Below are 10,979 nucleotides of genomic sequence, written 5' to 3' on the forward strand. Positions count from 1 at the left end.
AGGTGAGGCGCGCGCCTCACCTCCTCTTCAGGCTGTACACGTAGGCGAGGATCTCGGCGACGGCGGCGAAAAGCCCTTCCGGGATCTCGTACCCCTCCTCCACCTGGGCGTAGAGCTCTCGGGCCAGAAAGCGGTTCTCCACCAGGGTCACGTTGTTTTCCCGAGCCACGATCTTCATCTGCAGCGCCATCTGGTCCACCCCCTTGAAGAGCACCACCGGCGCCGACATCTTGAAGCGGTCGTACTTGAGCGCCACGGCGTAGTGGGTCGGGTTGGTGACCACCACGTCCGCGGTGGGGATGATCTGCCGCATGCGCCGGCGCGCCATCTGGAAGGCCTTCTGGCGCTGCTTCCCCTTGATGGCCGGGTCCCCCTCGCTGTTCTTGTTCTCGTCCTTCACCTCCTGCTTGGTCATCTTCAGGTTGTCCAGGAAGCGCCACTTGACGAAGGCAAGGTCGAGCACCGCCAGGATGATCAAAACCCCGCAGGTGTGCAAAACGATCTTGAAGGCGATGTGGCCGATGAACTGCAGGATGCCCTGAAGGTCCTGGTCCACCAGGAAGATGATCCCCTCCATCTCCTCGGTCAGGATCTTGTAGGCCATGTACCCGACGATCCCCATCTTCAGGAAGGACTTGGCGACCTCGAAGAGCGAGTCCTTGTTGAAGAGCCTCCCCACCCCCTGCACCGGGTTGAGTCGTCCCAGGTCGAACTTGAGCTTCTCCGAACTTAGGTTCACCCCTCCCTGGCTGATCTCGACCCCAAGCCCCGCGATCAGGCAGACCAGGAGAAACGGCGTCAGCATGATGGCCAGGTTGGTGAACTCCTTGATCATCAGGTGGTGCACGCCGGCGGGGGTGATCTCGATGGTGGCGAGCCCCCCGAAGATGTCCTTCATGGTCTCCTGCAGGGTCTTCAACATGATCCCGGAACTGGCGTAGAGCGCCACCATGGCCGCGATCAGGGTGACCGCCGAGGTCATCTCGCGGCTGCGCGGTACGTTCCCCTTGCTCTTGGCATCGGAGATCTTTTTTCCGGTAGGTTTTTCTGTTTTGGAATGTTTGTCGTCGGACATGGCGAGGCCCTAGGCGAGTAGCCTGAACAGGGAGTGCATCTGCTCCACGAAGCCGCCGAAGCTCCCGTTGAGGACGCGCATGAACACCGGCAGCGAGATCCCCAGGATCAGGAAGCCGATGCCGATGTTGAGCGGCATGCTGACCATGAAGACGTTCATGGCCGGGAAGCTGCGTGCCACGATCCCCAACGCCACGGTGGTGGCCAGAAGGGCCACCGAGACCGGCGCCGCCAGCTTGAGCGCGATGACGAACATGCCGGTGCTGCTCTGCACCAGGAACTTCAGGAGCCCCCCACTTACGTGCCAGGCCCCCAAGGGTATCACCTGGTAGCTCTCCACGATCCCCTTGATGAAGAAATGGTGCACGTCGAGCGCGAGGAAGATGAGGGTGGCCAGCACCCCCTCGAAGATCGCCATGGTGGGGACGTTGTTCTGGGTGGTGGGGTCGAACTGGGCGGCGATGGAGATCCCCATCTGGGTCCCCACCAGCTGGCCGCTGAACTCGACGGCGGCGAACACGAACTGCGAGATCGCCCCCAGGGTGAGCCCGATCAGCGTCTCGCGCAGCACCAGGAGCATCAAGGAGAGGGAGTCGTCCGCGGCGGGGACCCCCTTCAGCCGGATCACGGGGAAGATGAGCAACGCCATGGCGAAGATGAGCACCACCTTGATGCGGTTGGGAACCAGGCGGGCGCCGAACATCGGGATGGCCATGAACAATCCCGCGACCCGGGCCAGGACCAGGGCGAAGGGGATCAGGTCGGCCAGGGCCTTGAGCGGGAGGGAGTCGAGCACCTAGTGCCTCATGTTGGCGATCATGCCGTAGATCTCGTGGGTGAAGTCGCTCATGTACATCATCATCCAGGGGAAGAAGATGACCATGGCCACCATCACCGCGATGATCTTGGGCGCGAAGGCGAGGGTCGCCTCGTTGATCGAGGTGACCGCCTGGAAGATGCTGACCAGAAGGCCCACCACCAGGGCGCAGATGAGCAAGGGAGCCGAGAGGAGGATCACCGCCTCGAAGCTCCGTCTGCCGAGTTGGACTACCATTTCGGGGGTCATATCTGAGACTCCAGGTTGAGGTTAAGAGAGAATAGCTCCCGTGGGAAAGGGGGCGAGGTAAGGTCGGTTTTGCCTTTGCTCAACCTCAACCTTAACCTCAACCTGCTTTTACCCGAAGCTCTTCACCAGCGAGCCGATCACCAGCCCCCAGCCGTCCACCAGCACGAAGAGGAGGATCTTGAAGGGAAGCGAGATCATCACCGGCGGCAGCATCATCATACCCATCGACATGAGCACCGAGGCGACCACCATGTCCAGCACGAGGAACGGGATGAAGATCAAAAAGCCGATCTGGAAGGCGGTCTTCAGCTCGCTCACCATGTAGGCCGGGATCAGCGTCATGGTCGGGATGTCGTCGGCGTTGCGCGGCCTTGGGAGCTTGGAGAGGTTGATGAAGAGGGCCAGGTCCTTCTCGCGCACCTGCGAGAGCATGAACTTGCGCAAGGGGGCCACGCCGCGCTTCAGGGCCTCCTCCTGGGTGATGGTCTGCGCCTTGTACGGCTGCAGCGCCTGGGTGTTCACCTGCTGCCAGACCGGCGCCATGATGAAGAAGGTGAGAAACAGCGACAGCCCCACCACGATCTGGTTCGAGGGGGCCTGCTGGGTTCCCAGCGCCGACCGGAGGAAGGAGAGCACCACGACGATGCGGGTGAAGGAGGTGGTCATCATCAGGAGGCTGGGCGCCAGCGAGATGATGGTCATCACGAAGAAGATCTGCAGCACCACGGAGACGTCGGCCGGCTTGCTCACCTTGCCGACCCCCACGCTCACCGTGGGCAGGGAGAGCGGCTCCGCGCCCGCGGTCGCCGCCAGTATCAGGGATAGAGCCACCAGGAGCAGCGCCCCCAGCATCTTTTTATGTTTCACGCAAACCCACCGCTTTTGCCGAGCTGCCCAAGCGGCGCCTCCTTACGGGGGAGGCCGCCGGCCAAGGTCTCCAGCTTCTTCTTGAGCCGGGCAGGGATCAGGGCCGCCGCGCCTTTTTCCTCGACCACCTCGATCTCCTCCAGCATCTCCACCTGCTTTATCAGGCTCACCCCTTCGCCGCTGTTGGAGAGGAGCAGGTACTCGCCCCCCACCTCGACCAGCATCAGCGATTTCTTGGGGGCCAGGTGCTTGGTCTCCACCACCCGGATGTACCCCGCGGAGTTCCCCTGCGGCATCTTCATGAGCCGGCCGGCCAGGTAGTAGAGGATCAGGATGATGCCGATCACGAGGATCAGCGAGCCGACCATCTGCGCCAGGCTCCCCAGGAGGTCGGGGCCGCCGGTATCGGCATGCGCCGCCGCCGGGAGGAGCAGCGTCGCCGTTGTCACCGCCGCGAGCTTTCTCATAGCACCTTGTCCACCCTTTCATTGGGGCTCACGATGTCCAGGAGCCTGATGCCGAACTTGTCGTTCACCACCACCGCCTCGCCGCGCGCCACCAGTTTGGAGTTCACGAAGACATCCAACGGCTCGCCCGCGAGCTTGGTCAGCTCCACCACCGACCCCTGGTTCAGCTGCAAGACGTCCCGCACCAGAAGCTTGGTCCGCCCCAGCTCGACCGTGAGCTGCAGCGGGATGTCCATGATGAAGTCCAGGTTCTTCGGCTGCGGAACTTCCTTCTGTTCGTCCAAAGCGAGTTTTTCGCTCAATCTTCACCTCCAGTCAGGGAGCGGGTGATCTGTACCGCCTTGTTTCCGCCGCTTACCCCGGCAATGCCCATAAACTTCTTCGTTCCGCCCACCTTGACCACCAGTTCGTCCTTGCCGCTTGAGTCGAGCATGATCACGTCCCCGGGGGTGAGCCCCAGCAGGTCCGCCAGCGATATGGTCGCTCCCCCCATCTCCACCGACATGTCCATGGGCGCACCCATGAGCTCCTCCGAGAGACGGTAGGACCAGAGCGGGTCCACCACCATCATGTCCATCTGCACGCCGCGCTTTAGCTTGTCGCGGATCGGCTCGATGGTCAGAAACGGGATGGCCAGGATCATGTTGCCCACGGTCTCCTCGATCTGGATCTTCATGCTCATGGTGACCACCTGGTACTCGGGGGGGACGATGTTGACCAGGCGCGGGTTCATCTCCAGGCGCAAAAGGTTCATGCTGGCCGGGCAGAGCGGCGCCCAGGCGCGCTCCAGGTCGGCCAGGGCGTCCTTCACGATCTTCTCCACGAGGCGGAGCTCGATGGAGGTGAAGAGCCGGTTCATCCCCTGCCCGGACGGCACCCCCGAGCCCCCCAGGATGCTGTCCACGATGGTGAACACCAGGGTGCTGTCGAAGGCGATGAGAGCCGCCCCCTTCAACGGGTCCATCTTGTAGATCGCCATGCAGACCGGCGAGGGGAGCACGCTCAGGAAGTCCCCGAACTTGTAGGGAACCGCCTCCTCCTTCTTGATGTCCACCATCCGCCCCAGCCGGTTCGACATGGTGACCCGGTTGTAGCGGATGAAACCGTCGTAGACGATGTCCAGGTTCGGGATGGCGCGGTGGGCCTCGATGTCGAGCAGGTCGAACTGCTGCGCCTGAGGCCCTTCCTTGGCCAGCTCGTTATCCGGGATCAGACTCCCGTCGAAAACGGCCGCCACCAGGGCGTCGATCTCTTCCTTGGTAAGGAATTTTTCCATCGATGGCACCTTTTACTGCACCACGAAATCGGTGAAATAAACCTTGGTTACCTTGCTGGGGGGGACCACCTTGGAGACCGCCGCCAGAATCTGCTCGCGCAGCTGGTTTTTCCCCTGCAGGTCCTGGATCTCCTGCATGGTCTTGGTGGTCAAAAGGATCAGGATGGCGTCGCGTAGCGGGGCGAGCTTCGCGTCGAGCTCCGCCTTCGCCTGCGGGTTGGCCATCTCGAACTCGACCTTGATCTTCAGGTAACGGAGCTCCTGGCCGTCGTAGATGTTGACGATGAAAGGCTCCAGGGGATAGACGGTGCCGCCGCCGGCTGCGCCCTCTCCTCCCTTGGCGGGCGCGCCGTGTTCCCCGCCCCCTTCGGCCTTGGCCTCGACCTTGGCACCTTCGGGCGCCTTCTCTTTCTTACTCCCCCCCATGAAGAAGGCTGCCGCCCCTCCGATGGCAAGGACCGCTACCACGGCGCCGATGATGATGAAGAGCTTCTTGTTGTTCTTTTCCGGGGTCTCTTGCGGCTTCGCCGGTTCGGCCATGCTGGGTTCTCCTTTTTGAAACAGCTCAAGCTGGTGTATTCGAATTGAACACCCTTGCAACCCAAGTGCCAGATCTGCGAATCCGCGCCAGATATGCCCGGAGAGGCCGGTGCCGGCGGCGCGGCGGGGGACGGCAAAGCCTTATGTTACGAAAGGTTGCAGCTTCGACGGGGCCGGTTGCCCGGAGCGGGGGTGCGGGGGCGAAAGGGGCACGGGTCAACTTTTTGACCCGCAGCGTGAGGGGTGTCGGTGCCCGTCGCACGGCTCGGCGGAGAGGCACGACGGCTCGGGGGGGATGGAACAGGGGGAAAATGGGCGCACGGGTGCCCTGGCGGCGGGAAGCGCAGGGTTTGCGCCCGCGTCGCGTCAGAGATACGGCCCGAAGGGTCGGTGTCAGAGCTTCGACGCCGGGGGGAGCTTTGACACAAGGGGGCGGGATGGGGGCGCGGCAGATGCCGTGCCCCCTTTGCTCCCCTTTCGCTTCCCTAGCGGATCAGCTGCAGGACTTCCTGCGTCATCTGGTCCGTGGTGGTGATGGTCTTGGAGTTGGCGGAGTAGGCGCGCTGGGTGATGATCATCTTTACGAACTCGCTCGCCATGTCGACGTTACTCTGCTCGAGGGTGTTGGAGAGGATCTTCTCGCTGACGCCGTTGGGCTTGTTGGCGGCCAGGGAGAAGGCGGCCCCGGAGACGCCGGCATCCGCGGTCGCCTGGTACAGGGAGCCCCCCATCTTGCTGAGCGCGGTAGGGTCGGATGCGGTGATCACGGCCAGGCGCTGCACGGTAGCGGCGTTGGCGGGGGTGGCCGCTACGCCCACGGCGCCGGAGGTGTTGTAGTAGTTCTGGGTGATGCCGTCCGTGGCGAGGTAGGTGATCAGGCCGGAGTTGTCGATGCTGATGATCTTGCCGAAGTCGGTGGTCGGCGCCGCGCCGCTGTTCACGAACTTGATCGGGTTACCCTGGGTGTCGAGCACCTGGTAGCCGTCAGGGTTCACCAGGGTCAGGTTGTTGTCTACCTGGAAGGCGCCGGCGCGGGAGAGGAAGGCGGAATTCTGGGTCGCCACCGGGGAGGCCGCGGTCGGCGGCTTAAGGGCGAAGAAGCTGGTCCCTTGTATGGCGAGGTCGGTCACGTTCTCCGAGCTCTGGGTCGAGCCCTGGCTGAACACGTTCTGCACCGCCTGCATCTGCACGCCCTTGCCGATCTGGGAACCGCCGCCGATGTTCTGCGACAACATGTCAGAAAAGAGGGTTCTGGCCCCCTTGAAACCTACCGTGTTGACGTTGGAGATGTTGTTGCCGATGACGTTCATCGCTTCGCCGTTTTGGATCAGGCCGGTAACGCCGGTAAACAATGCGGAAGTAACACTCATTTTTTTGCCTCCTTAGGCTTGGTTGTGGGACTCCTCAGTCGGTCGGTGTCCCGCGGGCTTTCCTTCTGGAGGGCCAGCCCGTTTCGGTTGTCGTCTTTGCGTTTTAGAAAAATACTGCCGAATCGATGTTGGTGAAAACGTTCCCTTTCATCCCCTGGCGATCCATGGCGGTCACCACTGTCCGGTTTTTGACGCTGACCACCAGCGCCGCGTCCCCCATAAGGATCAGCGATTCCCGGCCTCCCTTTTGCGCCACGCTGTCCACCGCCCCTTCCAGCTGTTTCATGTCGGCGTCGGAGAGGGTGATGCCGCGGGACTTGAGCCGCTCCTGGGCGTGCTGGGAGAGCTTGACCGGCTGCCCCGGGAGCTTCTGGTCCAGGACCTGGGCGAAGGGGGTGCTGCTCCCCGTGTTCCTTGCGGCCGGCTTGGTGCCGTTCTGGTTCGGCTTGGCCGGCGCCTGGATCGGTTGGGGAAACAAGATGCTGTTGTCGATCATCTTAGGCCCCCTCGGTCACCGAGGTGACATCGGTCAGGTTGAGTTTCAGCGCCCCTATCGAGAGCACCGGGCTGCTGCCGGACATGTCGACGCCGTTCACCTTCCCCCGCACCAGCCCGGTGGCGGTCACGGCGGTGCCGGCGGCGTCCTTGGCGGAGACACTGAAGCTGTAGGCGCCGGGGGTGAGTTGCGCCCCGGAGTTGTCGGTTCCATCCCAGCTCACGCTGTTGCTCCCCGAGTTCTGGGCGCCGCCGGTGATGGTCTTGACCACCTTGCCGTTGGCATCGAGCACGGAAACGGCCACCGTCTGTGCGCTCCTGCCGAGATTGTAGTTGATGGTGGCGCTGCTCCCGGAGCTCAGTTCCACCTGGGAACCGGAGGCTTCCACCTGCTTGCCGATCAGCGAGATCGCCGCCATCGTCCCGGCGTTGCTCCCCTGGTTCAACAGGTTCTGCAGGTTGGTGTTGGTGTTGTAGGCCTGCTCGACCTGGGTCAGCTGGGCGAGCTGTGCGATGAACTGGGTGCCGTCCTGCGGATTCAGAGGATCCTGGTTCTGCAGCTGGGTCACGAACAGCTTCAGGAAGTCGTCCTTGTTCATGCCCGTCGACTTTTTCATCGCTGCCGCGGCCGAGGCCGTGGTTGCTGCGGATGTTGCGTCGGTTATCATCCCTACCTCCTTTCTAGAATCGTACGTCGAGCAGGCTGTTGACCTCGGCCGTCAGATAATTGACCCGGGGTGCATCCTGACCGTCGTACCCTGCGCCCCTGGCGAACCTGGGGGGCTGTTGCTGCCGCTGGTTCCCCCTCTCCTCGTTGAGGGGAGCGTTGAACCCGCCACCGCCGGTGGATACGCTGAACCCTTCCATGGTGAGGTTCTTGCCGGAAAGGGCCTCGCGAAGCGAGTCGAGGTTGCTCATCAAGAGGTCCTTGACCATGCGGTTGTCCGCGTGAACCTCCACGTTGAGCCGGTTGTTGTCCATGCGGAGCTCGATCTTCAGCTCCCCCAGCTCGCCCGGGTTCAGCCTGATGCTCATCTGGCCGTTCCCCTTGCCGTCGTGGGTCACCACCCCTTCCCTTACCTGGGAAAGGATGCTTTCGTGCAGGAAGGTCTTGCCGCCGGAAAGCTTGGCTTCACCCTGCACCGCTTCCGCCGGGGTTCCCTGCGCCGTCAATCCCGCGCCGAGCATCTGGCCGTTCAGGCCGTCCTCCCCTTTCTGTTGCGACTGTCCCTGCTCACCCTGAGCGCCCGACGCGTCCCGCGCCCCCACCGACTCGGAGAGTGAGCTGGCAGTTGCCGTAGTTGCATTCTTGGTGCCGGAAACGTCCTCTCCCGAAGGTTTGGAGACGTTCGCCTGCTGGGCCTGCACCGCTTCCCGTACCTGCTTCCCGGTAACGGCTTCGCCCTGGTGGGCGTCCTTTCGCTGCGACTGCGGAGCCTGCTCCGCCTGGGCCGTTTTTTCCTGGGAGACCGTTGCCGGTTCCCCCTGCTTTTCCAGCTGCACCTTCACCTGGGCCGCCCCCGCCTCGGGCTTGGTCTCCCGGACCGTTGCGCCGGTGGTGCCTGCGGCTGCGGCGCCGGCCGCTTCCGGGGTGATCGCCTGCACCTGCCCGCTTGCGTCCTCCCCTGTTGCTGTGCCCTGCTGCACCGGCGCGTGCTCCTGCCCGGCCGCTGCCGTGGTTGCGGCAGGGTCGCCTGCCGTTGCGGGCTCGGCCTGTTTCCTGACCGGCATGGCGACGAAGCGCCCCGCACCGGTTTCTTTCGCCGCCAGATGGGCGGCCGCCACCGTCTGGTCGGCGGCAACGGCAGTTTTTGCGGCATCCGGGAGTACCGGACCTTCCTGCCGCTCCGCCCCCCCCTGCGCCACCTGCGCCTGGGGCTTCTCAACCTGCGCTCCTTCTGTCGCGCCCGTCGAAGGGACCACCTGGGCTTTCCGCTCCCCGCGGGGGAGTTCTACCGACTCCGCCTTCTGGCCGAGTTCGATGCCGGCCGTGCCGGCGGTGGTCTTTTGCTGCTGGTTCTGGGTTTGCGCCGCCTGTTGCGGCAGCTCCGGTTGTACCCGGCCTGCGCCGGCCGCCGTTTCCGGTGCCGCTTCCTGCTGCGTGCGCTGCTGCAGGGCCTGGAGCCTTTCCAGCGCGGTGGTACCTGCCGCCGCGTTGGCGTCCTCGCTTCTTGCCGCGAGGTTCGACTCGATCGCGGCCGTGGCCACGACCAGCCCCGGGTTCGGGTCCGGCTTCGTTTCCGGGACCGTCCCGGTTGCCGCCTCTGCGGCCTGACCGGAAACCGCGGTTTCCGGCGTCGAGGGGATCGCCTGTTCCGCCCCCCCGTTTTGCGCCACCGTCCCGGCAGCGCCTTCCGCTGCCGTTTCCTGCGCCGCGGCCGTTTCCTCTTCCGAATCCGACTTGCGCCCCTGCTGCTTGCCGGAAACCGCCCCCTTTTCAGCGGCCGGTTTCCGAGCCGCTTCGGCCGGCTTGTCGTCTTGCGAGGAGTCGGTTTTCTGTGCCTTGGCCGGTTGCGCCTTCTCCTCCCCCCTGGCGGAACGGGAAGTCGCCTTGTGGGGCTGCTCCGGTGTCGGCCGGGAGGGCGTCTCCGCAGGTTTCGCCGGGGCCTGCCTCCCCTGCAACAGCTGTTGGAATGCCCCTGCACCGGGGGCCGCCGCTGCCGTTGCCATCCCGGTCGATACTGCCGGGGCCGGGATGGCGTCTGGAATGAATGCTGCGTTTTGAACCATCATGTGCTGTCACCTCCTTTTGTTTGAATTACGGCTGCGTCCATGCGCCGCCGGTTGAAATCCGCCGCTCTCGCGGCGGTTCGAACAGGTTTCAGCCGGTCACTTCCCGGCGAGGTTCAGCCTGGTCCACTCCAGGACCCGTGGCTGGTTGATGAAGGGGATGAGTTTCACGGCGGTCTTCTGGTCCATCTGGTTCAGCATCTGGATCACCATCTTCTCGTCCAGCTTGTTGAGCAGTGTCCCCGCCTCATCAGGCTTCAGCCCCTTGTAGATCTTGATCATCTTCTTGTAGCGGTCGTCGTCCTGCTTCTTCTTGGCGGTGAGCGACTCCTCGATACCCTTCTTGGCCGCGTTCAGTTCGGCCACCCGGGCGTCCAGCTTGGCGGAGAGCTGGTTCAGGGCCGCTTCCTTGGCGGCGAGCGCCGCCTCCTTCTGCGCCAGCTGCTGCCGCTTCGCCTCGAGGGCGGCGGCTTCGCCGGACATGCTTCGCGGCGGGTTCTTCACCTCGGCGGCCTGCGCCGTGAAGACCTGGCGTTCGTTCCATAACAGCGGCAGGGCCATGAGGAGCAGCACCAGCACGCCTATCAGCTTTTTCACTTATGCCCCCTCCCCTGGACGGCTATCTCGTCCAGGAAGGCCCGTTCGCGGTTCAACTGCTCCATTCTCAGGTCCCGCATCTTCTTCTCCTTGAAGACCTCCAGCGCCTTCTTCTCCTTGGCCGCGGCCAAAAGCGCCTCGCGCTTTTCCTGGACAGCCTTCTCCAGCACGACCAGGCTATCCCTCAACTGCTGGATCTCCTGGGCCTTTCTGCGCGAGAAGTCACCGTAGAGCTGCAGGTCCTTGGCCTGGATGCCGGTCATCTGCCGCTGGGCGCATTCCTGCTCCAGCTGCTCCATCATGGCCTTCTCGTTCTTCAGCCGCTCCCTGGCACTCTCGTGCTGCTGCTTGGCCGCCGCGAGTTCCAGCTGGTGCATCTTCTCCACTTCCTTGCGGAACTTGAGCACCTGTTCGAGCCTGAATTCCTGTCCTGCCATGGCCTGCTCCTCCCACCTTCGCTAAAGCTACGGTGGGCAAGCCCCTTGCCACACCGCAAA

General features: G+C 63.6%; 14 protein-coding genes. All 14 read right to left on the bottom strand.

Features of this window, described 5'->3' with window-relative positions; genetic code table 11:
• Positions 1 to 16 precede the first annotated feature (16 nt).
• Entirely contained in the window at positions 17 to 1,075 is a 1,059-nt protein-coding gene (gene flhB / locus KP003_RS18285) for a flagellar biosynthesis protein FlhB (protein WP_216789533.1), read from the bottom strand.
• A gap of 9 nt (positions 1,076 to 1,084) precedes the next feature.
• The gene (gene fliR, locus KP003_RS18290) at positions 1,085 to 1,870 is read right to left on the bottom strand and encodes a flagellar biosynthetic protein FliR (RefSeq protein ID WP_216789534.1); all 786 of its coding nucleotides are present in this window, start codon (positions 1,868 to 1,870) and stop codon (positions 1,085 to 1,087) included.
• Positions 1,871 to 2,140 carry a flagellar biosynthesis protein FliQ gene (gene fliQ / locus KP003_RS18295; RefSeq protein WP_216500330.1) on the bottom strand — a complete coding sequence of 90 codons (270 nt, stop codon included), beginning with the start codon at positions 2,138 to 2,140 and terminating at the stop codon, positions 1,871 to 1,873.
• 108 nt (positions 2,141 to 2,248) lie between these two features.
• Entirely contained in the window at positions 2,249 to 2,992 is a 744-nt protein-coding gene (gene fliP / locus KP003_RS18300; protein WP_216792019.1) for a flagellar type III secretion system pore protein FliP, read from the bottom strand.
• Positions 2,993 to 3,003: 11 nt separating this feature from the next.
• The gene (gene fliO, locus KP003_RS18305) at positions 3,004 to 3,474 is read right to left on the bottom strand and encodes a flagellar biosynthetic protein FliO (protein WP_216789536.1); all 471 of its coding nucleotides are present in this window, start codon (positions 3,472 to 3,474) and stop codon (positions 3,004 to 3,006) included.
• The gene (gene fliN / locus KP003_RS18310) at positions 3,471 to 3,776 is read right to left on the bottom strand and encodes a flagellar motor switch protein FliN (RefSeq protein WP_183350141.1); all 306 of its coding nucleotides are present in this window, start codon (positions 3,774 to 3,776) and stop codon (positions 3,471 to 3,473) included. Before fliN ends, fliO begins: the two co-directional genes overlap by 4 nt.
• On the bottom strand, positions 3,773 to 4,750 hold the full coding sequence (gene fliM / locus KP003_RS18315; RefSeq protein WP_216500326.1) for a flagellar motor switch protein FliM: 978 nt from the start codon (positions 4,748 to 4,750) through the stop codon (positions 3,773 to 3,775). The genes fliN and fliM overlap by 4 nt, the downstream gene beginning before the upstream one ends.
• Before the next feature lie 12 nt (positions 4,751 to 4,762).
• A complete protein-coding gene (locus KP003_RS18320) occupies positions 4,763 to 5,290 on the bottom strand; it encodes a flagellar basal body-associated FliL family protein (RefSeq protein ID WP_216500324.1) in 528 nt (175 codons plus the stop codon).
• A gap of 485 nt (positions 5,291 to 5,775) precedes the next feature.
• Positions 5,776 to 6,660, bottom strand: coding sequence for a flagellar hook-basal body protein (locus KP003_RS18325; RefSeq protein ID WP_216500323.1), 885 nt, complete (start codon positions 6,658 to 6,660; stop codon positions 5,776 to 5,778).
• 103 nt (positions 6,661 to 6,763) lie between these two features.
• Positions 6,764 to 7,156, bottom strand: coding sequence for a TIGR02530 family flagellar biosynthesis protein (locus tag KP003_RS18330; RefSeq protein WP_217300075.1), 393 nt, complete (start codon positions 7,154 to 7,156; stop codon positions 6,764 to 6,766).
• 1 nt (position 7,157) lies between these two features.
• Positions 7,158 to 7,823: a flagellar hook assembly protein FlgD gene (locus KP003_RS18335; protein WP_217300076.1), complete on the bottom strand. Its 666-nt coding sequence runs from the start codon at positions 7,821 to 7,823 to the stop codon at positions 7,158 to 7,160.
• A gap of 13 nt (positions 7,824 to 7,836) precedes the next feature.
• A complete protein-coding gene (locus KP003_RS18340) occupies positions 7,837 to 9,888 on the bottom strand; it encodes a flagellar hook-length control protein FliK (RefSeq protein ID WP_216789541.1) in 2,052 nt (683 codons plus the stop codon).
• 96 nt (positions 9,889 to 9,984) lie between these two features.
• Positions 9,985 to 10,482, bottom strand: a complete 498-nt coding sequence (locus tag KP003_RS18345) for a MotE family protein (RefSeq protein ID WP_216789543.1) — start codon at positions 10,480 to 10,482, stop codon at positions 9,985 to 9,987.
• Positions 10,479 to 10,919, bottom strand: a complete 441-nt coding sequence (gene fliJ, locus KP003_RS18350; RefSeq protein WP_216789544.1) for a flagellar export protein FliJ — start codon at positions 10,917 to 10,919, stop codon at positions 10,479 to 10,481. The genes KP003_RS18345 and fliJ overlap by 4 nt, the downstream gene beginning before the upstream one ends.
• Positions 10,920 to 10,979: the final 60 nt, after the last annotated feature.

This window comes from Geomonas diazotrophica, from assembly GCF_019063885.1.
GTDB classification, from domain to species: domain Bacteria; phylum Desulfobacterota; class Desulfuromonadia; order Geobacterales; family Geobacteraceae; genus Geomonas; species Geomonas diazotrophica.